Consider the following 26,381-nt stretch of genomic DNA (forward strand, 5'->3'; position numbering starts at 1 on the left):
AGACGCTGCGAAGCGCGGCCGCGATGCCGTATGCTCTCCCTCCGACCGTGGGCACGCCGCTTCACATCGTGGTGGTCACCGGCATGTCGGGCGCAGGGCGCACGAGCGCGCTCCACGTGCTCGAGGACGTCGGGTTCTTCTGCGTCGACAACCTCCCGCCGAAGCTCGCGCCGGGGCTCGTCGAGCTCCTCGCCGCCGAGGGCCAGCTCACGCGCGTGGGCCTCGGCGTCGACGTGCGCACCCGCGGGTTCCTGGTGGGCGCGGGCGATCTGCTCGATCGGCTCTCGGCGGGCGGGCACGAGGTCGAGGTGCTCTTCCTCGACTGCGCGGACGACGTGCTGGTCCGTCGCTACAGCGAGTCGCGACGCCCGCATCCGCTCGCGCAAGGCGGCGACGTCATCGAGGCGATCGCGCGCGAGCGAGAGCGCCTCGCGAGCCTCCGGGTCCGCGCGCGGCGGGTGATCGACACCTCGCGGCTCAGCGTGCACGAGCTGCGTCGCACCCTCGTCGAGGCGATCGGACGCAGCGGTGCGCGCCCGACGATGCAGGTCCGCATCGTCTCGTTCGGCTTCAAGTACGGCCTGCCGGTCGACGCGGATCTCGTCTTCGATCTGCGCTTCCTGCCGAACCCGCACCACGTGCCCGAGCTGAAGCCGCTCACCGGGCGCGACCCGCCGGTCGCGGAGTACGTGCTGCGCGCGCCCGAGACGCAGTCGCTACTCGTCGATCTGAAGCGCGTGCTGACCGACTGGCTCCCGCGCTACGAGGCCGAGGGCAAGGCGTACCTCACGATCGCGGTCGGGTGCACCGGCGGTCGCCATCGCTCGGTCGCGATCGCCGAAGAGCTCGCGCGCACGCTGCGCGCCGGGACCGAAGGCGAAGCGCGCGAGGTGACGGTCGCGCACCGGGACGTGTCGCGATGAACGAGAGCGAGCGCGAGCTGGCGCGGGCCGAGGGGACGTTCACGATCGTGAACGAGCTCGGCCTGCATGCGCGCGCGGCGACGAAGCTCGTGCAGCTCGCGTCGCGTTACCGCGCCGAGATCGAGCTCGAGAAGGACGGCCAGCTCGCGAACGCCAAGAGCATCATGGGCGTGCTCTTGCTCTGCGGGAGCCCGGGCGCGCGGCTCACGGTGCGCGGCCGCGGGCCCGACGCGCGCGCCGCGGTGGACGCGATCGGCGCGCTGATCTCCGCGCGCTTCGGAGAGGAACGTTGAGCCGGGGGGCCTCGTGAGCGACGAGCCGCCTCGTCCGGCGCGCGTTCGGCGCAGCTCGTACCGGCGGCTCAGCCTGCCCCCAGGCCGCACCACGCTGCGCGGCATCTGCGCGTCGCCCGGTGTCGCGGTCGGCAACGTCACGATCTTCGATCGGCGCAGCGTGCCGATCCCGCGCCGCGCCATCGGCACCGTCGAGGTCGACGGAGAGGTGCAGCGCCTGATGAGCGCGCTCGCGACCTCGCGCCGCGAGCTCGAAGAGGCGCGCGACGCGATCGATCCCAGCGCCGGCGCCGAGCATCGCCTCGTGCTCGAGGCGCACCTCCTGATGCACCGCGACGAGCTCTTCGTCGGCGCGGCGGTCGAGGGGATCCGCAGCGGGATCAACGCGGAGTGGGCGGTGCGCCGCGCGATCGAGGCGATCGTCCGGCGCCTCATGACCGCGCGCGAGGCGTACCTCTCGGACCGTGCGCGCGACGTCGAGCAGGTCGGCGAGCACGTCCTGCGCGTGCTCACCGGCGTCGGCTTCCAGCTCCCCGTGATCGACCGTCCGACGATCCTCGTCGCGTCCGATCTGAGCCCCGCGGAGACCGCGCGCCTGCCGCGCGATCGTGTGCTCGCGCTCGTGACCGATCTCGGCACCGCGACGAGCCACACCGCGATCCTCGCGCGCGCGCTGGGCATCCCCGCGGTGGTCGGCGTCGACGGCGTCACGCGCACGCTCACGCCGGGGTGCGTGGTGGTCGTCGACGCGCTGCGCGGCGAGATCGTCGTCGAGCCCGACGAGGACACCCAGCACCGCGCCGAAGAGCGCGCGCGTCGCTATCGCCACTTCACCGGGCGGCTGCGTGATCGCGAGGGCGCGTCGGGGCAGACGCGCGACGGAGTGCGCGTCGAGGTGCTCGCGAACGTCGAGCTCGAGGTCGAGGTCGACGAGGCGCACGCGCAGCGCGCGGAGGGCATCGGGCTCTATCGCACCGAGTTCCTCTATCTCGAGGACGAGCTGCCGAGCGAAGAGATCCAGACCGAGCTCTACGCCCGCGTCGCGTCGCGCTTCGGGCCGCGCCCGGTCACGCTGCGCACGTTCGATCTCGGCGCGGACAAGATGCCGCTGCTCGGCACGTCGGCGCTCGGCGCGGGACGCTCACCGAACCCCGCGCTCGGCTTGCGCGGGCTGCGTCTCTCGCTCGCGTGCCCCGACCTGTTCCGCGTGCAGCTCCGCGCGATGATGCGCGCCGCCGCGATCGCGCCGCTGCGCGTGATGTTCCCGATGGTCTGCACGCTCGAGGATCTGCGCGCCGCGCGCGCGATGGTCGCGGAGGCGCGTGCCGAGCTCGAGCGCGACGGCATCCCGTACCGCGCCGTGCCGCTCGGCGCGATGATCGAGGTGCCCTCCGCGGTCGTGCTCGCGGACGCGCTCGCGCGCGAGTGCGACTTCTTCAGCGTCGGCACGAACGATCTCGCGCAGTACACGCTGGCGGTCGACCGTCAGAACCCACGGCTCTCGCACATCGCGCGTCCGCTCGAGCCCGCGGTGCTGCGCTTGCTCGATCTCACGTTCCGCGCATCGCGCGACGCGAGCATCCCGATCTCGATCTGCGGCGATCTCGCGTCGCACCCGATCGCCGTCCCGGTGCTGCTCGGGCTCGGCTATCGATGCCTCTCGATGAGCGCGTCCGAGATCCCGCTCGTGCGCGAGATCCTCGATCGCGTCGACCTCGTCACGTGCGAAGAGGTCGCGCGCGCGAGCCTCGCGTGCGCCACCGGGAGCGAGGTCGAGCGCCTCGTCGTCGAGGCGCTCGCGCCGGTGCTGGGCGAGGTCTGGGACGAGCAGGGGATCGAGCTCAGTCCGGCTCGATGATCAGCGCGTCGTCCGGCGGCGCGTCGTCGTCGCGCCCGGGCTCCGGCGGCGTCTCGGTCCGGACCGGCAGCGGGGCAGGGCGACGCGCGGCCTCGTCCGCGGTTCGCTCCGGCGGCGCGACGATCCCGCCCCGCGCGATCGCCTCCTGGTGCCACTGCCCGATCACGCGCTCGCTCACGTATCCCGTGTGCCGCGCGACCTCGCGCCCGTGCGCGTCGATCATCACGAGCGTCGGGATCGAGTCGATCGCGCCGAGATCGGTCGTCCCGAGCAGGATGCGGCCCGCGGGCTCGTACGCGACCGTGTAGGGCGGTGACTGCGACTCGACGTATGCGGCCGTGAACGTCTCGGCATCGGGCTGCACCGCGACCGCGATCACCACGGTGTCGAGCGCCTCGCGGGTGAAGCGCGACACGCCGCGCGACGTCGCGAGCGACGCGCCGTCGTACGTCGCGAACAGGAACAGCAGCACCGGGCTGCCGCGCTGATCCGAGAGCTCGATCGCCTGCCCGTCGTGGGTGCGCAGCGAGAGCTCCATCGCGCGCGCCTCGCGCGGCGCGTGGCTCGATCCGATCGTCTCGGACGACGACGACGCGCTCGCGCCGCCGCACGCAGCGAGGAGGACGAACGCCGACGAACGAACGATCGAGCGCAGCACTGACAGGCCTTCTATCACGGCTCTAGACTGTTCGAGGCCCGTGCGATCTTCCCCCCGCCTCGAGCTCGTCCGCGAGCGCCTCGACGCCCTCCTGCAGTCGACCGACGCAGCGTCGCGTCGCGACGCCGATCCCGTCTCGTTCGTGCACCGGTATGCGCGCGCCGACGATCGCGAGGTCGTCGCATTGATCGCGGCCTCGCTCGCGTTCGGCAACGTCGTCGCGATCCGCGCGAAGGTCGCGCGGGTGCTCGAGGCGCTCGGCCCGTCGCCCGCCGCGACGATCGATCGCGAGCCGCGCGCGCAGCTCGACGAGCGACTGCGAGGCTTCGTGCACCGGGTGTGGCGCGGCCCCGACGTCGCCGCGATGCTCGCCCACGCCGGCGCGATCCGGCGGGCGCACGGCTCGCTCGGCGCGGCGTTCGCGACGTGGCTGCGCGCCTGCGACGAGACGATCGACGATCGTGACGACGCGTTCGTCGAAGCGCTCGCGCGGCTCGCCGACGCGCTCCGAGGCGAGGACGCCTCGCGCGGCTTGCGCCACCTCGTCCCCGATCCGCGCGCGGGGAGCGCGTGCAAGCGCCTCTTGCTGTGGCTGCGCTGGATGATCCGTCCGGCGGACGGAGTCGATCTCGGTCTCTGGCCGGTCTCGCCCTCGCGCTTGGTGATTCCCGTCGATACGCACGTGCACCGCATCGCGCAGAACCTCGACCTCACGCGCCGCAACGACGCCTCGCTGCGCACCGCCGCGGAGATCACGTCGAAGCTGCGCACCTTCGATGCGAACGATCCGGTGCGATACGACTTCGCGATCTGCCATCTCGGCGTCAGCCGCGAGTGCCCGAGCCGGCGCGACGTCGCGCGCTGCGAGACGTGCGTGCTGAAGGAAGCGTGCCGCCACTGGCAGCGCGACGCGCGGAAGCGTCGCTGAACGTCAGCCCCAGCGCTCGCGCTCCGTCCTCGGCATCGCGCGCTCGGCGAGCGGCGCGCTCGTGTCGAACGAGACCGCTGCGTCGCTCGACATCGCGCGCGAGCGCACATCGGAATTCCTTGACCTCTCGCGCGCTTTCCATTGCCATCGCGGTGTGAGCGAGCCGCGACCGAGCACGCCGCCGCCGCGCGGCAGCCTGCCGCCCGAGGAGCGCGCGTCGCGCGCCTCGCTGCTCGACGTCGCGCACGCACCCGTCGCGAAGGGACGCGCCGCCGCGCAGAGCCTCGGCCTCACCGGGGTGCTCGTGGCCGCGCTCGTGATCGTCGTCGTCGACTTCGGTCTCGCGATCCACCTGTGGGCCTCCATCCCGCTCACCGTCCTGCAGACCGCGCTCGCGTTCCCGTGGATGGAGCTCGTGCTGCGCGCCGAGACCGGCGAGCGGCGGCCGCGCGGATGGCTCCCGAAGGCGCGCATGCTGCTCGCGCACTTCGTCAACATCGGGCTCCTCGCGTTCGCGCTCGTCGAGAAGTGGATCGCGCTCGTCGGCGCGCTGCACGCGAGCGACGTCACGCCCTTCGTCTCGAGCTACCGATCGTTCTCCGTCGTCGCGCTCGTGATGGCGACGCTCGGGATCCTCGGCCGCGGCCATCGCGCGCAGCGCTTCCTCGCCGACGCCGCCGATCACCCGGCGCGCCTGATGGTCCTCTCGTTCGGCATCACCGCCTTCCTCGGCGGCTTCCTCCTCACGCTCCCCGAGGCCGTCGTCCGCGTGGAGGACGCGTCGTTCCTCGACGGGCTCTTCACCGCGACCAGCGCGGTGTGCGTGACCGGCCTCGCGGTGAACGACGTCGGCGCGACGTACACGTTCTTCGGCGAGGCCGTGATCGTCGTCCTCGCGCAGATCGGCGGGCTCGGGATCATGGTGCTCTCCGCGTCGTTCGTGGTGCTCGCCGGCCGCAAGCTCCGCGTGAAGCAGAGCGCGGTGCTCGTCGAGATGATCGACGCGGGCTCGCTCGCCGCGCTCCGCCGCACGCTGATCGCGATCGTCGGCTACACGCTGCTCTTCGAGGCGATCGGCGCGCTGCTGCTGTACGCGTTCACCGGGTTCCACCCCGAGGTGATGCGCGGCCCCGACGATCCCCATCCGATCGCGGGCGCGGGGGATCGCGCGTGGTGGTCGGTGTTCACCGCGGTCAGCGCGTTCTGCAACGCCGGCTTCTGCCTCAGCCACGCGAACCTCGCGGGCTTCGCGGCGAGCTGGCCGATCTGCCTCACCGTCGCGGCCCTGATCACCGTCGGTGGCATCGGATTCCCGGTGATCGACGAGCTGCGCAGGCACGCGTGGGAGCGCGTTCGACGCCGCCGTCCGGACCGCCTCTCGCTCCACGCGCGCATCGTGCTGGGGACGAGCGCCATGCTCACGCTGGGCGTCGCCGCGATCCTGCTGGTGCTCGAGTGGAGCCAGTCGCTCGCGCATCTTCCGTGGCACGCGCGCGTGCTCGCGTCGCTCTTCCAGTCGGTCAGCATGCGCACGGCGGGCTTCAACACGATCGACCTCGGCGCGATGCGCGCGGTGAGCATCGCGCTCGCGTGCGTGGTGATGGTCATCGGCGCATCGCCCGGCTCGACCGGCGGCGGCATCAAGACCACGTCGTTCGCGGCGATCTGCGCCGAGGTCTGGGCCGAGCTGCGCGGCCACGCCTCGGCGCGCCTGCTCGATCGGCGCCTCGAGCCCGGCGTGGTGCGCCGCGCGATGGGCGTCACGTTCCTCTCGCTCGCGATCGTGATGCTCGGCACGTTCGCGATGCTGATGACCGAGGATCACGAGCCGCTGCGCATTCTCTTCGAGGTGTGCAGCGCGTTCTCCACGGCCGGTCTGTCGACCGGCATCACGTCGTCGCTCAGCCCGGCCGGCAAGCTCGTGCTCATCGTGATGATGTTCGCGGGCCGCACGGGCCCGCTCACGCTCGCGCTCGCGATGGCGACCGAGACGAAGCGCACGCCGGTCCAGCTCGCATCCGAGCGCGTGATGATCGGCTGATCGACCCATGAGCGTCCGCTCATCCCAGAGGGCGAAGGTATGAAGGCGAAGAAGGTGCTCGTGATCGGCGTGGGCCGCTTCGGAGACTCGCTGATCGAGACGCTCTGGCAGGCGCGCGCCGAGATCATCGCGGTCGACGCGGACCCCGAGCAGGTCGAGCAGGTGAAGGACAAGACGAGCGCGGCGTTCGTGGGCGACGCGACCGATCCGCGTGTGCTCTCCGCGATCGGCGCCGATCTCGTCGACACCGCGGTGGTCACGTTCGGCGAGGACTTCGAGGCGACCGTGCTCTGCGTCACCACGCTCAGGAAGATGGGCGTGAAGGACGTCGTCGCGCGCGCCGCGACGATGCGCCAGGCCGAGGTGCTCCGCATGGTCGGCGCCTCGCGCGTCGTGCAGCTCGAGCACGAGATGGGTCATCGCGTGGCGGCCGATCTGGTCATGCCCGTCGCGAGCGATCTGCTCGACTTCGCCCACGGCGTGCGGGTCGTGCCCTGGATCGCCGAGGGCAAGATGGTGGGCAAGACGCTCGCGCAGGCCGAGCTCCGCAAGCGCTGGGAGATCCACGTGCTCGGCGTTCGCCCGCAGGGCGCGGGCGGGAAGAAGCTCGAGGTGCCCGGCGCCGACTACACGATCGCGGCGGGCGACACGCTGCTCATCGCCGGCGCGGAGGCGTCGATCAACCGCTTCGTGCGCGAGAGCGAGTAACCCGGGGTTGTCGTTCCGCCCGCGATGCCCGAGATCGAGGCTCGCGACGAAGCCGCGCGCGATCGAGTAGCGTCGCGCACGACCAGCGGGAGGGCCGAACGTTGAACGCATCCGAGACCTTCGTCCGTGCGCTCGAGGCCGAGGGCGTCACCTACGTCTTCGGCATTCCAGGCGAGGAGAACCTCGATCTCCTCGAAGCGCTGCGCACCTCGCGCATCCGTCTGATCCTCACGCGACACGAGCAGGCCGCGGGCTTCATGGCCGCGACCCACGGGCGGCTCACCGGGCGCGCGGGTGTCGCGCTCTCGACGCTCGGCCCCGGCGCGACGAACTTCGTGACCGCCGCCGCGTACGCGCAGCTCGGCGCGATGCCGATGCTGATGATCACCGGCCAGAAGCCGATCAAATCCTCGAAGCAGGGCCACTTCCAGATCGTCGACGTGGTCGACATGATGCGGCCGCTCACCAAGTACACGCGGCAGATCGTCTCGGCCGACACGATCCCGGCGCGCGTGCGCGAGGCGTTCCGGTGCGCCGAAGAAGAGCGCCCGGGCGCGGTGCACCTCGAGCTCCCCGAGGACATCGCGCGCGATCCTGGCGGGGCCCCGCTGCTCGAGCCCGCGGCGACCCGCCGTCCGATCGCCGACGACAAGGCGATCCACCGCGCGCTCGCCGCGCTGAAGGACGCGAAGCGGCCGCTCCTGATGATCGGCGCGGGCGCGAACCGGAAGCTCACGAGCAAGATGCTCCGGCAGTTCGTCGATCACACCGGCATCCCGTTCTTCACGACGCAGATGGGCAAGGGCGTGCTCGACGAGACGCACCCGCTCTGGCTCGGCAACGCCGCGCTCTCCGACGGCGACTTCGTGCACCGCGCGATCGAGCGCGCCGACTGCATCGTCAACTGCGGCCACGACGTCGTGGAGAAGCCGCCGTTCTTCATGCGCGGCGCGCGCACCGTCATCCACGTGAACTTCAGCGCGGCGCAGGTCGACTCGGTCTACTTCCCGCAGCTCGAGGTCGTCGGCGACATCGCGAACACCATCTGGCGCCTCAAGGAAGCGCTCGAGCCGCAGCCGCACTGGGACTTCTCGTTCTTCCAGACGGTGCGCGAGCACCTCGACGCGCACCTGCTCCGTCGCGCCGACGACGAGCGCTTCCCGATGCACCCCGCGCGCGTCGTCGCGGACGTTCGCCGCGTGATGCCCCACGACGGAGTCGTCTGCCTCGACAACGGCATCTACAAGCTGTGGTTCGCGCGCGCATATCGCTGCCGCATGCCGAACACGCTGCTGCTCGACAACGCGCTGGCGACGATGGGCGCGGGGCTGCCCTCGGCGATCGCCGCGAAGATCGTGCAGCCGAGCCGGCGCGTGCTCGCGGTCTGCGGCGACGGCGGGTTCATGATGAACTCGCAGGAGCTCGAGACCGCGGTGCGCCTCGGCCTCGATCTCGTCGTGCTCGTCCTGCGCGACGACGCGTACGGCATGATCCGCTGGAAGCAGGCGCACATGGGCCTGCCCGACTACGGCATGGCGCTCGGCAACCCCGACTTCGTGAAGTACGCGGAGTCGTACGGCGCGCGTGGTCATCGTCCTTCGAGCGCCGCCGATCTCGCGCGCATGGTCGAGCGCGCGTTCGAGAGCAAGGGCGTCCATCTCGTCGACGTGCCGGTCGACTATTCCGAGAACGACGAGATCCTGAACCGCGAGATCCGCGAGCTCTCCGCGGCGATCTGAGGACCATCATGACGAAGCTCCGCGAGCGTTATCCCTTCTTCGTCGCCAACCGCCCCGAGCAGCCCAACGAGGAGCTCGAGGTCACCGACAAGTTCTCCGGCGAGGTCGTCACGCGCGTCGCGCTCGCGCGCACGCCCGACATCGATCGCGCGATCGCCGCCGCGGTCGCCGCCGAGAAGCCGTTCGCGCAGATGCCGCCCTACGCGCGACAGGCGGTGCTCGAGCACTGCGTGAAGCGCTTCCGCGAGCGCTTCGAGGAGCTCGCGCACGCGCTCTGCGTCGAAGCGGGCAAGCCGATCAAGGACTCGCGCGGCGAGGTGACGCGCCTGATCGACACGTTCCGCGTCGCGGCCGAGGAGTCGGTGCGCATCGACGGAGAGGTGCTGAACCTCGAGATCTCGGCGCGCGCGAAGGGCTACCGCGGGTTCACGAAGCGCGTGCCGATCGGCGCGTGCTCGTTCATCTCGCCGTTCAACTTCCCGCTCAACCTCGCGGCGCACAAGGTCGCGCCGGCGATCGCGGTGGGCTGTCCCTTCGTGCTCAAGCCCGCGTCGCGCACCCCGCTCGGCGCGCTGATCATCGGCGAGGTGCTCGCGGAGACCGAGCTGCCGCCGGGCGCGTTCTCGATCCTCCCGGTGCACCGCGATGGCGCCGATCTCTTCACGACCGACGAGCGCTTCAAGCTGCTCTCGTTCACCGGCTCGCCCGCGGTCGGATGGGATCTCAAGGCGCGCGCGGGCAAGAAGAAGGTCGTGCTCGAGCTCGGCGGAAACGCCGCGTGCATCGTCGACGAGGATCAGCGCGACCAGCTCGATCGCGTGGTCGAGCGCATCGTGTTCGGCGCCTACTACCAGTCGGGCCAGAGCTGCATCAGCGTGCAGCGCATCCTCGTGCACGCGTCGCTCTACGACGCGCTGCGCGAGCGCCTCGTGACCGCGGTGCGGGCGCTGCGCTCGGGCGACCCGAAGGACGAGAGCACGTTCATCGGCCCGATGATCTCGGAGAGCGAAGCGAAGCGCCTCGACGGCTGGATCCAGGACGCGGCGAAGAAGGGCGCGAAGGTGCTCGTCGGCGGCAAGCGCGAGGGCACGATGCTCGACGCGACGCTCGTCGAGGACACGCCGCGCGACTGCGCGCTCTACGCGGAGGAAGCGTTCGGCCCCGTCGCGCTGCTCTCGCGCTTCGAGCGCTTCGAGGACGCGATCGCCGAGGTGAACGACAGCAAGTTCGGCCTGCAGGCGGGCGTGTTCACGCGCGACGTGTTCAAGGCGCAGCGCGCGTGGGACGAGCTCGAGGTGGGCGGCGTGATCATCAACGACGTCCCGAGCTTCCGCGTCGACAACATGCCGTACGGCGGGGTGAAGGAGAGCGGGCTCGGTCGCGAGGGCATCCGCAGCGCGATCGACGACATGACCGAGGTGCGGCTGATGATCCTGAAGATGCCGTGAGCGCGCGCGGTGATCGTTGGACCTCCAACGAGGTTGGTTGGAGCTCCAACGATCATCAGACCCACGAGACCGCGAAGGCCATGTGCTCGGCGTTCAGCATCTCCGGGATCTGCTTCAGGAACACGCGCCGCGTGACGAGCCCGAGGCTGCTCTCGAACCAGCCCTGCCAGCCGTTCCGGAAGTACGGCGCCTGGACCATGCGCGTGCCGAGGCACTCGATGCGCGCGTCCTTCATGCCCGTCTTGTAGACCGCGGCCGAGCCCCCGATCATCACGCGGTCGAACACCTTCTGCGCCTGCGCGAGCACGAGCTCCATCGATACGCCCGCGCCCGACGCGCGCATCGCGCGCAGCAGCGTCTCGATGTACGCGTTCTGGACGCGCGCCGCGGACTCGCGCCCGATCGCGACCTGCTCCGCCGCGTCGGGGATCAGCACGCTCATCGCCTGGTAGTGCGCGAGCGCGACCTCGACCGGCACCCACGACGTCGCGACGAGCTCGCGCATCGCTTTCACGTGCTCGGCCGCGAGCGTCGCCCAGTACGCGTCGGCGACCCCTCGCTCCTCGACCTGACGCATCGAGTTCGCCAGCACCGTGCCTCGCAGATGCGAGTTGGGCGGCACCGGGCTGCGCGGTGCGAGGATGACGGTCTCCGCCACGTCGTTCGAGCGTAGCGCAGTCGAGCGTTGCACGTTCGCTCGTGGAACGGTCGATGCTCGTCACGAAGGAGGGAATCAACGAGAGCGAGGCGGACGTGGCGACGCGAGACGAGAGAGCGAGAGCGGATCGTGAGCGCGCGATCGTGGGCCCCGGTGTGCTCGCGGGCCTCTTCGCGGCGACCGTGATGGGCCTGATCCTGATGAGCGGCGCGGCCCTGCTCGGGCGCGGGTTCTGGACGCCGATGCAGCTGATCGGCGCGACCGTGCTGCGCGATCGCTGGAGCGAGCTCCCGATGCTCGCCGGCCTCGCGGGCGTGGTGCTGCACCTCGGGGTCGGTGTGGCGTGGGGCGTCGTGTTCACGGCGCTGACCCGACGCGTGCACGGCCGCAGCAACCTCGCGATGCTCGGGATCCTGTTCGCCGCGTTCGTCTTCATGGTGATGACGTACGGCGTCGCGCCGTGGGCCAGCCCGTGGTTCTTCTCGAGCTATCACGTGGGCCGATACTTCATCGTGCACCTCGTGTTCGGCCTGGTGCTCGGCCTCTCGCTGCCGAGCGCGGAGCACGTGATCGCGACGCGCCGCGCGCACCTGCATCGCCACGGTCCGGTCCTGCGCCGGAGCCCGTTCCGGCGCAGGACGGTCTGATCACCAGTAACGGTGGCCGTTCAGCTTGAACGGCACGTCGAGCTCGCGGCTGATCTCTTCGATCACGTCGGGCGTGTAGAAGTAGTTGCGCACGCGCGCGATGTGATCGCCGTCGATCTCCACGCGCGTGAACGCGCGCACGGCCTCGCCGTCCTCGTGGTCGTACCAGTGCACGAGGAGCCACTCGCCGCGATGCGAACGCACCTCGATGCGCGGCGGCGTGGGGCGCGCGCCCTGGATGAAGCGCGGATCGATCCCGCCCTCGACGTCCGCCGCGGCGAGCCGACGGCTCCCGAACATCATCCCGGTGAGCGCGCCGCTCCGCGCGGCCTCGCGGCCGTACTGCGTGCACACGCGCACCACCTCGACCGTGCTGCGCTCCATCAGCAGCGCCGCCACGCGATCGAGATCGTGCGCGTTGAACGCGTCGACGAACGCATCGATCACCTCGCGCGAGGGGAGGGGACGCGCCCGCTCGTGCATCGCGGGATCGACGAGCTTGCTGCGCCCTCCGTGCAGCGCTGCCTTCACCGCGCCGATGGTCGTCGAGAGCGTCTCCGCGATCTCCTCGAGCGTGAGGTCGAACACGTCCTTCAGCACCACGGACGCGCGCTCCTGCGGCGAGAGCTGCGAGAGCAGCGTGCCCGCGGCCTCGCGCTGCGCCCGCGGGTCGCTCGTGGTGCTCGCCGCGTCGATCTCGCTCGCGAGCTCGCGCTGCCTTCGCACGCGATCGATCCAGAGGTTCGACGCGACGCGGAAGAGCCACGCGCGCGGCCTCGCGGGCGCATTCCCTTCGAGCGTCCCGAGCGTCACGAACGCGCGCGCGAGCGTGTCCTGCACGAGGTCGTCCGCGTCCCACGGCGAGCGCGTGAGGTGGCGACAGTAGCGATAGAGCTCGGGCCGGAGCGGCTCGTAGAGATCGAGGAATCGATGCCACGAGCCCTTCACGGCATCGGACAGATCGAGCACCGGATCGTCGTTCTTCGTCGTCATGGGAGAGAGACGGCCGATCCGGCCGCCGGGATACCACCCGCCCCCATCCGCGCGCTTCCGTCCGGGATTCGCTCCGGCGAGGGCTCAGTCGATGACGAGGTGCTCGATCAGCACGCGATCGAGGTCGACGTACGTGGTCCCGTCGTCGATGAGCGCGCCGGGCTTGATGTGATCGCCCTCGACACGCACGAGCTGATGATCGTGCAGCGCCGCGAGCGCGTTCTCGAGCTTCGGACGCGCGACGCTCTCGCGCAGCGTGATCTGCCCCGAGAGGTAGCGACGCTGCCCGAGCGCGAGCGCGTTCTTCAGCCACTCCTTCTTGCCGAGCGACGCGACCTCGCCGTTGCGCAGCGCGCGCACGCTGAGCAGCGCGAGGCGATAGCTCTCGAAGTACGAGCGCAGCATCTCCGCGTAGCGCGCGACCTGCGCGCCGCTCGCGCCGCCGCCGCGACGCACCATCGAGCCGACGATCTCGACCTCGCCCGCTGCGCGCATCGAGCCCAGCGCGTCGTCGAAGATCTCGTCGAACTCCGCGTCCGCGCGGTACATGAACTCGAGCTTGAAGAGGCGCGAGACACGGCGGACGCGATCGCGCAGCGTCTCGAGCTCGGCCTCTCCGTTCATCGCGAGCAGTGCGCTGGAGATGAGCGCGCTCGGCACGAAGAAGTGGAGGATCGTGTTCTTGTGGTACTCGAGCGCGATCCGGCGCTCCTCGGGGATCTGGTAGATCGGCTCGTCGGGCGGCTCACCGCGCTTCGGGTCGCCCTTGCCGTCGTCGACCGTCACGACGAGCTTCGCGTCCTCGAAGAGCCGCAGCGCCTCGCTCAGCGTCTCGGGGCGGAAGCGACCCTCGTCGTCGATGACAGGCTTCGCGATGCGCGCGGCGAGCCGCTCGAGCGTCGCGACCATCGTGCGCGCCTGACGCACCAGCTGATCGTGGGTGATGCCGCGACGACGATGCGCCATCAGCGCGGTCGCGCAGAGCGCGGCGGGCGTGACCACCGTCGCGCGGTTGATCTCGTAGGTCACGCGGTGCGCGATGCGCTGCACCAGCGCGCGTCGCTGCGGCGGCGAGAGCCCGCTCTCGCCGTTCTGCACCGAGGGCGCGCCGCGCGCGCGATCGTTCTTGCCCGCGAGCGCGACCGCTTCGTCGACCAGGCCGCGGAACGACATCGTTTCGCCGAACTGCAGGTAGAGCCGCCCGTACTTGCTGCGCAGCACGCGTCCCGTCGCGAGCAGCCCGCCGATGCTCTCGGGCTGCTTCTCGCCGCCCGACTGCTCGTGCACGTACGACTTCTCCTCGATGATCCGCTCGTAGCCGATCGAGATCGGCACGAACGTGATCTCGCGATCGCGCAGCTGCAGCGCGGCATCGACGATCATCGAGAGGATCCCGAGCTTCGGCGGCAGCAGCTTGCCGGTGCGCGATCGGCCGCCCTCGACGAAGAGCTCGACGTTCCAGCCCTCGACGAGGATCTTGCGGACGTACGCGTCGACGAGCTGCGGATAGAGCTTCTTGCCCTTGAAGCTGCGCTTGATGAAGAACGCTCCGGAGCGCCGCAGGAAGGGCCCGAGCGGGAAGAACGAGAGGTTGTCGCCCGCGGCGATCAGCGGCGGCGCGAGCCCCTCGCGATAGAGCAGATCGCTCACGACGAGGTAGTCGACGTGGCTCTTGTGCGAGGGCAGCAGCACGAGCGGCCCCTTGCGCGCGGCCTCGCGCACTCGCTCGAGCCCTTCGCGATCGACGACCATGCCGTCGTAGATCCGGTTCCACACGACGGTGTCGAGGAACCGATGGAAGAAGTGGACGACGTTGGTGTCCGGCGCCGCGCACAGCTTGTCGAGATCGCGCCGCGCTTCGCGCTCGATCTCCACGACCTCGCGCTTCGCTTCCTTCGCCGCGTGATCGAGGTGCTTGCGCACGCGCGGGCTGCGCATGAGCTCGTCGACGATGCGCGTCGACGTCTTCTTCGCGGGCCCGAGCACCAGCGAGCGCTCGCGCTCCATCCGACGCAGCAGCGCGTAGCGGATCGCGTCCGCGGCCTGCGCGTCGGTCATGTCCTGGTGCTCGTCCAGGAACGCACGGACGTCGAAGGGCTCGCCGCTGCGCAGCAGCGAGTTCTTGTAGTTCGCGAGGAACTGCAGGAACACGCGGATGCGCCCCGGCCACTCCGCGGGCCCGAAGATCAGATCGATCGCGGAGCGACGCTGCGTGCTCGCGGGGCGCTTCGTCCACACGAACGTCTGGGGCACGAGCACGATCGGCTTGCTCGTCTTGCGCTGCAGCTCGACGAGCGTGCGGATCAGATCGACCTCCATGTCGTCGCCCTTCGTCGAGCGGGCGAAGAGGCGACCGTTTCCCTGGAGGCGCGGCGGGCGACGCAGGAAGAGCAGCGCGCTGTGCTCCCCCTGGAGCGTGTCGATCAGCGCCCGATCGTCGGGGATCTGCTTCTGCAGGCGCATCCGCCGCGACCCGCGACCGAAGGGCTCGGCGACGAACATCCCGACGTCGTTCGTGAAGCGCACGAGCGGCAGCCCGTGCTTCTTCGTGAGGAAGTCGAGCGCGAGGAAGTCGAGGAACGAGAGCGAGCGCGCGACGTACACGACCAGGCCGCGCTCGGCCTGCTGCCGCACCGTGGGCTCCCAGCGCTCGTCGAGCTTGATGTGCGCGAAGAAGCGCTCGTACAGCGAGCGCCACGCGCTGCTCGGCTGGTAGACGACGGGTCGGTACCTATCCTCGCTGGTGCGCGCCGGAGGGCTCCCGGCGGGCTCCTCGACGGGACCGCGCGGGGGCACGTTCGACGGGCCGACGGCGGCGGACGGAGGCAGCTGGCTCATGGTCCAGCGTCCGACGTTAGCACGCAGTCCGCCGTCGGAAGCCCCGCGCGCCCGGAGGTGTGATGGCGACCACGACAACGAAGACGAAGGGCCTCGTCGCGGCGATCGCGCTCGCGATCGGGGCGTGTGGTGGATCGTGCCCGGAGGCACGGACCACGACGGCGACGGCCGGCGGAACGGGCCCGCTCGCGGGCTACGGGTTCCTCGCGGGGACCTGGGTGGCGGACCACGACGACGGTGCGCGCACGGAGGAGACGTGGACGGTGCCGCGCGGGAGCGTGATGCCGGGCTCGTCCCACACCGAGGCCGCCGACGGCCGGACGCGCAGCTGGGAGAGCCTCCGGATCGAGCAGCGGGGTGACGCGATCTTCTACGTGGCACTGCCGGTCGGCGCGGACGGAGAGACCTCGTTCGCGGCGGTGGAGCTCGAGGCCGATCGCGCGGTGTTCGAGAATCCGCAGCACGACTTCCCGCAGCGCATCACGTACCAGCTCGAAGGGCCCGAGATCTTGCGGGCGACGGTGAGCGATCTCGGCGGCGCGACGCAGACGACCTGGCGCATGAGGCGGGAAGCGCGCTAGAAGGAAGGCCTTCGGTCGCGCCGCGCGCACGGCCGGACGGCGGCTCCGGCCCTGGCGGCTGGGCAGCACGGGCGGCTTCGCTTGACACGGCGAGCCGCTCCATCTACATCACGCGCCCCTTCGCGCCCCGACCCGGGGCGCTTTTTTTCGCAGGTTCTCGATCATGCGCCTTCTCCGTGCCCAGCAGACGCACAGCGCCAATCCGGCGGAAGTCAATCGCCGCTGGTTCGTCGTCGACGCCGAAGGACAGCCCCTCGGCCGAGTCGCCTCGCGCATCGCGGCGGTCCTTCGCGGCAAGCACACGCCGCTGTACACGCCCCACGTCGACACGGGCGACTTCGTCGTGGTGATCAACGCCGAGAAGGTGAAGCTCACCGGCGCGAAGCTCGACGACAAGTTCTACTACAAGCACTCGGGCATCCCGGGTGGCTTCCGCGCCGAGCCGTACCGCAAGCTGCTCGATCGCAAGCCGGAGTTCGCGCTCGAGAAGGCCGTCAAGGGCATGCTCCCGAAGACGCCGCTCGGCCGCAAGATGCACACGAAGCTGAAGGTCTACGCAGGCCCGACGCATCCGCACGCGGCGCAGAAGCCCGAAGTGCTCAAGTTCTGATCCCGCTGCTGAAGCTCTGAGAAGGACGAGACAGAGACCATGCCCCAGGCGCTCATCCACGGTCGGCACTACGGCACCGGCAAGCGCAAGCGCGCCATCGCGCGCGTGTTCCTCAAGCCCGGCAGCGGCGACATCACGGTCAATGGCCGCACCCTCGCGGAGTACTTCCCGCGCGAGACCTCGCAGATGATCGCTCGCCAGGCGTTCGAGATCATCGAGAAGATGAGCGACTACGACGTCACCGCGACGGTCTGCGGCGGCGGCGTGGCGGCCCAGGCGGAAGCGGTGCGCCACGGCATCTCGCGCGCGCTGCTCCACGTCGACGGTGAGCTCCGCTCGCCGCTCAAGAAGGCCGGCCTCCTCACCCGCGACGCGCGTGAGAAGGAGCGCAAGAAGCCCGGTCAGCCGGGCGCGCGCAAGAAGTTCCAGTTCAGCAAGCGCTGAGCTCCGGACTCCGAACCGACGAAGAAGCCCGCGGTGCTCGAGAGAGCGCGCGGGCTTCGTCGCGTTCGGAGCTCAGCTGGGGCGCGCGCTGCGCGCGCTCGGATCGATCGCGACCAGACGCGACCAGATCGCGTCCTGCACCATGCGATACGACGCCGCGTCGCGGCCCTCTTCGGGCGAGGCCTCGCAGAGGCGCGCGGTCGTGAGCGCCATGCGCAGGAAGTCCGGCAGCGCGAGATCGGGGCGCAGCGCGATCTCCGACCAGCGATCGAACGTCTGGGTGCTCCGTCCGATCCCGAGCTGCTCGGCGACGTTCGCCATCGCGCGCTTGAGGTCGTCGCGCGGCGACCACGGGTTGTCGAGCAGCGCGGGATCGATCGCGGTCCCGAGGAAGCGCTGGTAGATCGCGCGCCGCGCGAGCTCGTCGCCCGACACCGGGAAGCGGGTCGCGATCCAGATCACGATCGCGGCGAAGAGCGCGAGCACGCCGAGCACGATCGCGATCGGCACCGCGACGCTGCGCCCGAACGGCATCGGATCGCCCGCGAACATCGCCTGACCCGGCAAGAACGCGAAGAGGATCCCGATCCCGAGCAGCCACACCGCGAGGCTCGTCGACCAGCCGCGCAGATAGCCGACGCCGATCGATCGCCAGTCGCGACGCAGCTCGGTCACGCGGAGATCGCTCCACGACGTGAGCGCCGAGCCCTCGACCCAGTACGTCCCCTGCGGGAGCAGCGGGAAGCCGAGGAATTGATAGAAGAGCGTCTGCACCGAGCCTTTGCCGACGCGCGCGATCGAGCCGTAGAAGGCCTCGTACTGCGGGTGGATGAGCATGCGCCGCGGGCGCAGCAACGAGCGTTCCCCGAGATCTTCGAATGATCTCGCGGTCGCCGCAGATCTCCGGCGGCGCGCACGCGCAAAGGTTGCGTGCTGCGCGGCGCGCGCGGGGGTATACGTCCGCGCCATGACGAAGCGCATCCGGGCCGCGATCGTCGGCGCGACGGGCTACACCGGCGCCGAGCTCGCGCGACTGCTCCTCGGTCACCCGAACGTCGAGCTCACGGTGCTCGTCGGCGCGAGCAAGGCGGGGCAGCCGGTCGAGCGCGTGCTGCCGTCGCTCGCCGGGATCGTGCGCGGCGAGGTCGAGGCGTTCGACGCGGATCGCATCGCGTCTCGCGCCGACGTCGCGTTCTGCGGCCTTCCGCACGGCGCGAGCGCGCCGATCGTGAAGGAGCTGCGCGCGCGCGGCGTGATCGTCTTCGATCTCAGCGCCGACTTCCGCCTCGTCGATCGCGCGGTGCACCGCGAGTGGTACGGCGACGATCACGCGCCCGAGCTCGCGAAGAGCGCGGTCTACGGGATGCCGGAGCTGCATCGCGACGCGCTGCGCACCGCCGATCTCGTCGCGGTGCCGGGCTGCTATCCGACCGCGACGATCCTCCCGCTCGCGCCGCTCTTCGCGAAGGGGCTCGTCGAGGAAGGGCCGGTGATCGTCGACGCGAAGAGCGGGGTGTCCGGCGCGGGCCGCGCGCCCTCGGAGCGCACGCACTTCAGCGAGACCACCGAGGGCTTCCGCGCCTACAAGATCGCGGGCGCGCACCGCCACACGCCCGAGATCGAGCAGGAGATCTCGCGCGTGGGCGCGCGCGACGTGCGCATCGTGTTCACGCCGCACCTCGTGCCGATGACGCGCGGCATCCTCTCGACGTCGTACCTGCGCGTGAAGCCGGGCGTCGACGCCGCGCGCTGCACCGCGGAAGCGCGCGCGTTCTTCGAGGGCTCGCCGAGCGTGTTCGTGCACGACGCGGGCGCGTGCCCCGACACGCTCTGGGTGCGCGGCTCGAACCGCGCGCACGTCTCGTACGCGCTCGACGCGCGCACCGGCTTCGTGATCGCACAGGGCGCGATCGACAACCTCGTGAAGGGCGCGTCCGGGCAGGCGCTGCAGTGCATGAACGTGCGCTTCGGCCTGCCCGAGGGGACGGGCCTCGCGATGCCGGCCGCTTGGCCGTAAGTGATCGGGAGGCCCGTGCGCATCCTCCATTTCAGCGACATCCACGTCGACGTCTCGCCGCACCTCGTGCCGTTCCGCGATTGGATCGGCAAGCGCCTGGTCGGCGGCGCGAACCACATCCTCCGGCGCGGGAAGCACTTCCGGCGCACACGCGAGAAGCTCGCGGCGCTCGGCGCGTTCGCCGACGAGCACGAGATCGACCTCGCGATCTGCACGGGCGACTACACGATCCTCGGCACCGAGGTCGAGCTCGCCGCGGCGCGCGAGGCGGTCGAGCCGATCACGAAGCGTCCGCTCGGCTACGTCACGGTGCCGGGCAACCACGACGTGTACCTCCACGACACGATCCGCGAGCGGCGCTTCGATAAGTACTTCGGTGAGTTCCTGCGGAACGATCTGCCGGATCTCGCGAGCGCCGACGGATGGCCGCTGGTGCGCCTCTTCGGGGATCATCTCGCGGTCGTCGCGGTGCGCAGCGCGCGCCCGAACCCGCAGGTCTGGCGCTCGAGCGGGATGATCGAGCCCGGCGAGCTCGCGGCGATGCAGCGCATCGTGCGCGATCCGCGGGTGCGCGATCGCTTCGTGATCGTCGCGACGCACTACGCGCTGCGCCGCCCCGACGGGCGTCCCGACGGGCGCAACCACGGTCTCGAGAATGCGGAGGCGATGCTCACCGCGCTCGCCGAGCTGCCGCGCGGCTGCGTGCTGCACGGCCACATCCACGAGCGCTTCCGGCTGCGTCTTCCCGGGGTGCGCCCGACGATCCTCGGCGCGGGCAGCGCGACGCACGAGGGCGAAGAGGGCTTCTGGATGCTCGAGCTCGACGGCGACGGCGGCTCGGCGACGCCCGGTTGGTTCGACGGGAAGGGATACCGGCTCGACACCGCGGAGACGGTGTCGATCTCCTGAGGCGTCGCGAACCACCGTCGGGCGAGCACGAGAACGTGCTACGAGATCCGTAGCGCTACGGTGTTCGTAGCACGCGCCGAGACCTCACGGCCGCTCGCTTTCTTGCCTCGCGCGCACCGCATCCGGGACGATCTCACCCGGAGGTCGGACGCCATGCTGCAGTCGGTCGAGGTGCTCCCTGCCCACCGCGCGACGCTGCGCCGCGACGTGCGCATCGGATGCGAGCTGACGACGGATGCACACGGCGCGCGTCGCGAGCTGCTCGTCGACCTCTCGCCGCGCGGCGCGCGCGTGATGACCGACGCGACGCTCGCGCCCGGCGAGCACGTGCTCCTCGGGTTCGCCGACGAGCGGCTCGGGACACGCATCGAGACCCTCGCGCGCGTCGCGCACACCGCGCATGTCGCGATCGAGAAGCCGTCGATCGGCGTCGAGTTCGTCGCGCTGGACGGCGACGTCGGCGACGCGCTCGCGCTGCGCCTGCGCCACGTGCCTCCGCCGCTCCCGCGTCGCCGCGCGCGGCGGGAGCTCGTGTGGATCGACGCGCTCGTCACGTGGGAAGAGGACCTCGGCGATCGCGTGAACGTCTTCGAGGTGAGCGACGCGCTCGCCGCGATCGACGACGACGACATCGCGATCGAGACGCTCGCGCCCGTGCTCACCGGCAGCGCGCCCGCGTATCGTTGGGTCTGCTGATCACGCTCTGGACCGTGCATCCGGTCGGCTGAATCGTCGATACGGATCGCGCGTGAGCGCCGCGCGCGGGACCCCGCTCGCGGGGCGACGACACCGGACCTTCCGACTATGCTCGGCCTCGCTTTCGCCCTCGCCGGCGATGGCGAGGAGGAAGGCCCGGGTGAAGTCGTCCCGTGAGATGGCCGGACGATCTCGTGAGGCGCGCGCGTGAGCGCCGCAGCGCGTGGTGGTCTCGCGTCTCGCGTCGCGCCCGAGAGCGCCGACATCGAGGCGTGTTATCGCGCGACCGATCTCGCGTGGCGCCTCAAGCAGATCCCGCACGGCGCGACGTGTCGAGGCGCGTTCTTCAACATGCTCGACGACCGCGCCGCCACGCTCTCCGAGGAGACACAGCGCGAGTACCGGCGCTTCTTCCCGGTGCACCGGCTCTCGGCGTTTCGCATGTACTCGCTGCGCGACTATCTCACGCGCATCGTGCTGCTCTCGCAGATCCACTACGGCGAGCACCAGATCCACGCGGGGCTGCGCGAGCTGCAGTCGGGCGCGTTCGATGCGTGGGCGGGCACGCTGCTCGGGCGCGCCGCGCTCGCGGTGGTCTCGCCCGATCTCCTGAGCGTGCTGCGCGTGCTCGAGCGTGCGTACGCGAGCCAGACGGTGGTGTCGCACGCGCGCTTCTCCGTCGAGTCGGCGGACGCGCGCACGATCATCACGCGCTTCAAGCAGGAGCACGTGTACATCGAGTCCGCGATGGTCGGTGCGCTCGAGGGCGTGGCGCGCACCTGCCGCGAGCGCGTCGAGGTCCGGGCCGAGCTCGATGGCCCCTTCGACGGTGTCGTGCGGATCCGGAGGCTCGGCTCGGAAGAGGACACCGCATGAAGGGCACGGTCGCGCTGCAGCTGGTTGACGTGCTGCGCGATTTTGGTGTGGATGTGGTGTTCGGGATCCCGGGTGGTGCGATCAGCGCGCTCTATGCTGCGCTGCTCGAGCGCCCCGACGTCCGGATCATCACGACGAAGCACGAGTCGACCGCGGCGTTCCTCGCGATCGGCTACGCGATCGCGACCGGACGTCCGGGCGTGGTGCTCACGACCGCGGGGCCCGGGATCACGAACGCGGTGACCGGTGTCGCGAGCGCGTTCTACGAGGGCGTTCCGGTCGTGCACATCGCGGGCGAGGTCGCGCGCTCGGCGTTCGGGCGCGGCGCGCTGCAGGAAGGCTCACCGGCGGGCTTCGACGCCGTCGCGATCATGCGGCGCGTGACCAAGATGAGCGTGATGCTCTCGCACCCAGGCCCGGCGACGTCGGTGCTGCGCAAGGCGCTCTCGACCGCGTACAGCGGGCGTCGCGGGCCGGTGTTCGTGTCGCTGCCGCTCGACGTCGCGTGCGCGAGCGTCGACGCGCAGCCGCTCTCGGGAAGCGTGCGCACCACGTTCGAGATCGACTCGGACGCGACGCGACGCGCGCTCGACATGCTGGAGCGCGCGCAGCGGCCGCTGATCCTCGCGGGTGCGGGCACGCGCGATCTCTCGGGGCGCCGCGCGCTGCGTCGTCTCGCCGAGCACGTGGGCGCGCCGGTGTGCGTGACCACGAAGGGCAAGGGCGTGTTCCCGGAAGACCACCCGCTCTTCCTGGGCGTGCTCGGGTTCGGCGGGCACGACTCCGTGATCTCGTACCTCGAGCGCGGCGTCGACGTGCTGCTCGCGGTCGGGAGCGGGCTCAACGACTTCACGACGAACGCGTGGTCGCCGCTGCTCCGCGCGACGCGCGCGTTCCTGCAGATCGACATCGACTCGGCGCAGCTCGGCAAGAACTACCCGATCGACCTCGGGCTCGTCGGGCCTGCGGATCAGGTGATCGGGCGCATGCTCGAGCATCGATCGGACGAGCGCGTGTCGAAGCCGCTCGGCCGCGGTCCGAGCCTCGTCGAGACGCAGCCGCTCGTGCCCTCGCCGAGCGGCGCGCTGACGACGATGGAGGTCGTGCTCGCGATGAACGAGGCGTGCCCGCGCGACGCGGTGTTCACCGCGGACATGGGCGAGCACCTCTCGGTGGCGCTGCACTACCTGCGCGTCTCGGAGCACGGCGACTTCATCACGTGCCTCGGGTTCGGCTCGATGGGCTCGGGGATCGCGACCGCGATCGGGCACCAGCTCGGCGCGCCGCAGCGACGCACGTTCGCGATCTGCGGCGACGGCGGCTTCCTCATGTACGGCAACGAGCTCGCGACCGCGGTGCAGCACGGGCTGCGCGTCACGTTCGTCGTGATGAACGACAGCCGCCTGAACATGGTGCACCACGGCATGCACGACCTCTTCGGGCGCTCGCCGGACTTCACGACCTCGCCCGTCGACTTCGCGATGATGGCGCGCAGCATGGGCGCCGAGGGCCACGTGGTGCGCACGCGGCTCGATCTCGTGCGGCTGCTCTCGGACGAAGCGGACGGGCCGGTGGTGCTCGACGTGCGCTTCGACGCCGACGTGCGCCTCGCGGGCAACCAGCGCGTCGCCGCGCTGAAGCAGTTCGGGAGCTCGGAGCACGATGGGTGACGAAGGCGCGCGCGGGCTGCGCGGGATCGGGATCGTCGGGATCGGGACCGCGCTGCCGCCGAAGGTGCGCGACAATTCGTTCTGGAGCGGTGTGCTCGCGCCGCGCGACGAGATGCAGCGGCGCGGCGACGTGCTCGCGGTCGAGCGCACGTCGTCGGGCGCGCGCACCGAGATGCCGCGCGAGATCGCCGACGCGATCGCAGCGACGGGCGACGATCTCTTCCGCGGCGCGAAGCTGCGCCACGTGCTCGACGACGGCGCCGACGTCTCGGAGCTCGAGGCCGCCGCAGGACGCGCGGCGCTGCGCGATGCGGGGATCGATCCCGAGTCGATCGATCTCGTGCTCGTGCACTCGCTGATGCCCGATCGTTTGATCCCGTCGAACGCACCCGCGGTGCAGCACCGGCTCGGGCTCACGCGCGCGGCCGCGTGGAGCCTCGACGTGGGGTGCGCGAGCTTCCAGGCGCAGCTCGTCACGGCCGCGGCGCTGATCCGCGCGGGCACGTTCCGACGCGCGCTGATCGTGCAGTCGCATGCGGGAACGCGCTCCGTGGACCCGACGAGCGTCGCGTCGGTGAGCTTCGGCGACGGAGCAGCCGCCGCGGTGATCGAGCGTGTGCCCGACGGCTTCGGCGTGCTCGGGCACTACGCGCGCACCGACGGCTCGCTGCGCGACGGCATCGTGCTCGCGCCGGTGGTGGACGGCGCGCCTCGACGCACGTGGTGGGACGGGCAGGGCCGCATGCAGCTCGCGTCGTTCGACGCGGACGCCGGCAAGACCGCGGGGCTGCGCGCGGGCGAGTTCTGTCGCGAGGCGTGCAGCGGCGCGCTGCGTGATGCGGGCCTGACGCTCGACGACGTGGACCTCTACACGGGCAACCAGAGCCTGGGATGGTTCCTCGATGCGTGTCGTCGTTCGCTCGGTCTGCCGCGCGAGCGCACCGTCGACACGTTCGCGCGCATCGCGAACGTCGGTGATGCCGCGATCGTGTTCAACCTGCAGGAAGCGCGTCAGAAAGGGCGCCTCGAGCACGGTCGCGTCGCGCTGCTCTACTCGCCCGCGGCGGGCTTCACGCGCACCGCGGTCGTGGTGCGCTGGTACGATGTGCGCCGGTGCAGGGCGTGAGCAGTAGCGGTCCCGTCGTCGCGTTCCTCGCATGGTCGCGGCCCGAGCTCGCCGACCATCTGGTCGAGGCGTCGCGCGACGAGCTCGAGATCGCGCTCGCGTGGGCCGCGGGCGAGCCGCTCCCAGAGCTACGCGGCGGCACCGTGCTCCTGGTGGAGCTCGGTGACCACGGCGCCGCCTCGATCGCGCGCGCGAACAGCTTGAGCGCCGCGTTCCCGGAGCTGCTCGTCGTGCCGGTGGTGCACGACGCGGTCGATCTCGACATCGAGCGCGCGCTGCGCGAGGGCGGCGCGGCGGACGTGGTCGACACCGCGGATCTCGAGCGCGGGATGATGCGCGTCGTCGCGCTCGCGCGGCGCGTGATCGGGATGCGCGAAGAGCGCGCGCGGCTGACGGCGGGGCTCGCGCACAGCGAGCGGCTCACCGCGATCGGCCTGCTCGCGGCGGGCGTCGGTCACGAGATCAACAACCCGAGCACCGCGATCCTCGCGAACACCGAGCGCGTGCGGCAGGAGATCGAGGCCGTGCTCTCGCGCCCGCGCTTCCAGCAGGCGGAGGTGCTGCACCAACGCGCGAGCGACTGGCTCGAGGCGCTCGGCGACGTGCTCGCGGCGTCGCGCCGCATCACGTCGATCGTGCGCGCGCTGCACGTGTTCTCGCGGAAGAACGAGGACGACTCGCGCCCCGAGCCCACGTCGATCAACGACGACGTGCAGACGGTGATGCGCCTCGTCGGGCGCGAGGTTCGTTATCAAGCGAAGGTCGATCTCGATCTCGCCGCGGACCTCCCGTACGTGATGGCGCCGCCGCACGCGCTCACGCAGGTGGTGACGAACCTGGTCGTGAACGCGCTGCAGGCGCTCGAGTCGATCGCGCTCGAGACGCGCCGGCTTCGCGTCACGACGAGCCACGACGACGAGGCGGTGTGCCTCGAGGTCGCCGACAACGGCCCGGGGATCGCGCCGGAGACGCTGGAGCGCATCTTCGATCCGTTCTTCACGACGAAGGAGATCGGCGCGGGCACCGGGCTCGGCCTCTCGATCACGCGCGAGCTGGTGCGGCGCTGTGGAGGCGAGATCTTCGTCGAGAGCGAGCCCGGCTTCGGCGCGCGCTTCCGCGTGATCCTGCCGCGCGGACGAAGGACGCACGCGATGCCGCGCGCGGTGTCGCAGCCGCCGCCGCGGGCGAGCCGACTGCGCTTGTTGATCGTCGAGGACGACGAGCTGCTGCTGCGCGCGATGACGAGCTCGCTCGCCGACGACTTCGAGTGCACGCCGGCGCCGAGCGGCCCGATCGCGCTGCAGCTCGTGCGCAGCGAGGAGCGCTTCGACGCGCTGCTGAGCGACATCGTGATGCCGGGCATGGACGGCCTGCGTCTCTACGAGGAGATCGTCGAGATCGACCCGAGGCTCGCGGCGCGCACGCTGTTCGTGTCGGGCGGACTGCGGTCCGAGACACTGCAGCGCGCCCTGCTCGAGACCGGACGCCCGCTGCTGGCGAAGCCGTTCTCGATGCGCGACCTCGCGCGCCGAATCCGCGAAGTCGCGGCGTAGGCCACGTCCGAGTCCGTGTCCGCGTCGGAGTCGGCGTCCGCGTCAGCGTCGGAGTCGGCGTCCGCGTCGGCGGCGGCGTCAGCGTCCGCGTCGGCGTCGGCGTCCGTGTCCGCGTCGGCGTCCGTGTCCGCGTCGGCGTCCGTGTCCGCGTCGGAGTCCGCGTCCGT

The 26,381-nt window shown here is 71.0% G+C and carries 24 protein-coding genes; 19 read left to right on the top strand and 5 right to left on the bottom strand.

Going from position 1 to position 26,381, the window contains the following annotated elements:
- The first annotated feature begins 23 nt into the window (after positions 1-23).
- The 3 genes from rapZ to ptsP are packed head-to-tail and all read left to right on the top strand — an operon-like array spanning position 24 to position 3,074.
- Entirely contained in the window at positions 24-923 is a 900-nt protein-coding gene (rapZ, locus tag DB32_RS15095) for an RNase adapter RapZ (RefSeq protein ID WP_053233160.1), read from the top strand.
- Complete coding sequence (locus DB32_RS15100) at positions 920-1,216, top strand: HPr family phosphocarrier protein (RefSeq protein WP_053233161.1); 297 nt, start codon at positions 920-922, stop codon at positions 1,214-1,216. The genes rapZ and DB32_RS15100 overlap by 4 nt, the downstream gene beginning before the upstream one ends.
- A gap of 13 nt (positions 1,217-1,229) precedes the next feature.
- On the top strand, positions 1,230-3,074 hold the full coding sequence (gene ptsP / locus DB32_RS15105; RefSeq protein WP_053233162.1) for a phosphoenolpyruvate--protein phosphotransferase: 1,845 nt from the start codon (positions 1,230-1,232) through the stop codon (positions 3,072-3,074).
- Here the strand turns inward: ptsP and DB32_RS15110 are convergent.
- Positions 3,058-3,612, bottom strand: coding sequence for a TlpA family protein disulfide reductase (locus DB32_RS15110; RefSeq protein WP_157069060.1), 555 nt, complete (start codon positions 3,610-3,612; stop codon positions 3,058-3,060). The two genes, ptsP and DB32_RS15110, sit on opposite strands and share 17 nt — an antisense overlap.
- Here DB32_RS15110 and DB32_RS15115 point away from each other — a divergent pair.
- The 5 genes from DB32_RS15115 (at position 3,593) to DB32_RS15135 (ending at position 10,596) form a co-directional block, all read left to right on the top strand.
- Complete coding sequence (locus DB32_RS15115) at positions 3,593-4,660, top strand: TIGR02757 family protein (RefSeq protein ID WP_240481204.1); 1,068 nt, start codon at positions 3,593-3,595, stop codon at positions 4,658-4,660. The two genes, DB32_RS15110 and DB32_RS15115, sit on opposite strands and share 20 nt — an antisense overlap.
- Positions 4,661-4,814: 154 nt before the next feature.
- On the top strand, positions 4,815-6,701 hold the full coding sequence (locus DB32_RS15120; RefSeq protein WP_053233164.1) for a TrkH family potassium uptake protein: 1,887 nt from the start codon (positions 4,815-4,817) through the stop codon (positions 6,699-6,701).
- Between the two features lie 39 nt (positions 6,702-6,740).
- Positions 6,741-7,409 (top strand): potassium channel family protein, encoded by a 669-nt coding sequence (locus DB32_RS15125; RefSeq protein WP_053233165.1) that lies wholly within the window; start codon positions 6,741-6,743, stop codon positions 7,407-7,409.
- Positions 7,410-7,510: 101 nt separating this feature from the next.
- Positions 7,511-9,148 (top strand): acetolactate synthase large subunit, encoded by a 1,638-nt coding sequence (locus DB32_RS15130; protein ID WP_053233166.1) that lies wholly within the window; start codon positions 7,511-7,513, stop codon positions 9,146-9,148.
- Positions 9,149-9,156: 8 nt separating this feature from the next.
- A complete protein-coding gene (locus DB32_RS15135; protein WP_053233167.1) occupies positions 9,157-10,596 on the top strand; it encodes an aldehyde dehydrogenase family protein in 1,440 nt (479 codons plus the stop codon).
- A gap of 55 nt (positions 10,597-10,651) precedes the next feature.
- Here DB32_RS15135 and DB32_RS15140 read toward each other — a convergent pair whose 3' ends face one another.
- Positions 10,652-11,254 (bottom strand): hypothetical protein, encoded by a 603-nt coding sequence (locus DB32_RS15140; RefSeq protein WP_053233168.1) that lies wholly within the window; start codon positions 11,252-11,254, stop codon positions 10,652-10,654.
- 53 nt (positions 11,255-11,307) lie between these two features.
- Here DB32_RS15140 and DB32_RS15145 point away from each other — a divergent pair, with 53 nt between their 5' ends.
- Positions 11,308-11,901: a hypothetical protein gene (locus tag DB32_RS15145; protein ID WP_053233169.1), complete on the top strand. Its 594-nt coding sequence runs from the start codon at positions 11,308-11,310 to the stop codon at positions 11,899-11,901.
- Here DB32_RS15145 and DB32_RS15150 read toward each other — a convergent pair whose 3' ends face one another.
- Both DB32_RS15150 and DB32_RS15155 read right to left on the bottom strand, forming a co-directional pair.
- Positions 11,902-12,894 (bottom strand): RNA polymerase sigma factor, encoded by a 993-nt coding sequence (locus tag DB32_RS15150; protein WP_053233170.1) that lies wholly within the window; start codon positions 12,892-12,894, stop codon positions 11,902-11,904.
- A gap of 84 nt (positions 12,895-12,978) precedes the next feature.
- Positions 12,979-15,732, bottom strand: a complete 2,754-nt coding sequence (locus DB32_RS15155) for a 1-acyl-sn-glycerol-3-phosphate acyltransferase (RefSeq protein ID WP_053233171.1) — start codon at positions 15,730-15,732, stop codon at positions 12,979-12,981.
- Between the two features lie 62 nt (positions 15,733-15,794).
- Here DB32_RS15155 and DB32_RS15160 point away from each other — a divergent pair, with 62 nt between their 5' ends.
- The 3 genes from DB32_RS15160 to rpsI all read left to right on the top strand — a co-directional run bounded on the left by DB32_RS15160 (position 15,795) and on the right by rpsI (position 17,367).
- Complete coding sequence (locus DB32_RS15160; RefSeq protein WP_053233172.1) at positions 15,795-16,313, top strand: DUF6265 family protein; 519 nt, start codon at positions 15,795-15,797, stop codon at positions 16,311-16,313.
- Positions 16,314-16,476: 163 nt separating this feature from the next.
- Positions 16,477-16,923, top strand: a complete 447-nt coding sequence (gene rplM / locus DB32_RS15165; protein WP_053233173.1) for a 50S ribosomal protein L13 — start codon at positions 16,477-16,479, stop codon at positions 16,921-16,923.
- Between the two features lie 39 nt (positions 16,924-16,962).
- On the top strand, positions 16,963-17,367 hold the full coding sequence (gene rpsI, locus DB32_RS15170; RefSeq protein WP_053233174.1) for a 30S ribosomal protein S9: 405 nt from the start codon (positions 16,963-16,965) through the stop codon (positions 17,365-17,367).
- 72 nt (positions 17,368-17,439) lie between these two features.
- Here rpsI and DB32_RS15175 read toward each other — a convergent pair whose 3' ends face one another.
- Entirely contained in the window at positions 17,440-18,222 is a 783-nt protein-coding gene (locus DB32_RS15175) for a hypothetical protein (RefSeq protein WP_169791454.1), read from the bottom strand.
- 112 nt (positions 18,223-18,334) lie between these two features.
- On the opposite strand from DB32_RS15175, the gene argC reads away from it, so the two are divergent.
- From argC to DB32_RS15210, 7 genes are all read left to right on the top strand, one after another.
- Positions 18,335-19,384: an N-acetyl-gamma-glutamyl-phosphate reductase gene (gene argC, locus DB32_RS15180; RefSeq protein ID WP_053233176.1), complete on the top strand. Its 1,050-nt coding sequence runs from the start codon at positions 18,335-18,337 to the stop codon at positions 19,382-19,384.
- A gap of 15 nt (positions 19,385-19,399) precedes the next feature.
- The gene (locus tag DB32_RS15185; RefSeq protein ID WP_169791455.1) at positions 19,400-20,293 is read left to right on the top strand and encodes a metallophosphoesterase family protein; all 894 of its coding nucleotides are present in this window, start codon (positions 19,400-19,402) and stop codon (positions 20,291-20,293) included.
- 153 nt (positions 20,294-20,446) lie between these two features.
- On the top strand, positions 20,447-20,989 hold the full coding sequence (locus tag DB32_RS15190) for a PilZ domain-containing protein (RefSeq protein ID WP_053233178.1): 543 nt from the start codon (positions 20,447-20,449) through the stop codon (positions 20,987-20,989).
- A gap of 207 nt (positions 20,990-21,196) precedes the next feature.
- Positions 21,197-21,865: a DUF2378 family protein gene (locus DB32_RS15195; RefSeq protein ID WP_053233179.1), complete on the top strand. Its 669-nt coding sequence runs from the start codon at positions 21,197-21,199 to the stop codon at positions 21,863-21,865.
- Positions 21,862-23,535: a thiamine pyrophosphate-binding protein gene (locus tag DB32_RS15200; RefSeq protein ID WP_075097524.1), complete on the top strand. Its 1,674-nt coding sequence runs from the start codon at positions 21,862-21,864 to the stop codon at positions 23,533-23,535. Before DB32_RS15195 ends, DB32_RS15200 begins: the two co-directional genes overlap by 4 nt.
- Entirely contained in the window at positions 23,528-24,661 is a 1,134-nt protein-coding gene (locus DB32_RS15205; RefSeq protein ID WP_053233181.1) for a 3-oxoacyl-ACP synthase III family protein, read from the top strand. Before DB32_RS15200 ends, DB32_RS15205 begins: the two co-directional genes overlap by 8 nt.
- Complete coding sequence (locus tag DB32_RS15210) at positions 24,649-26,214, top strand: hybrid sensor histidine kinase/response regulator (RefSeq protein ID WP_053233182.1); 1,566 nt, start codon at positions 24,649-24,651, stop codon at positions 26,212-26,214. Before DB32_RS15205 ends, DB32_RS15210 begins: the two co-directional genes overlap by 13 nt.
- Positions 26,215-26,381 lie beyond the last annotated feature (167 nt).

The organism is Sandaracinus amylolyticus (genome assembly GCF_000737325.1).
GTDB classification, from domain to species: Bacteria; Myxococcota_A; Polyangia; order Polyangiales; family Sandaracinaceae; genus Sandaracinus; species Sandaracinus amylolyticus.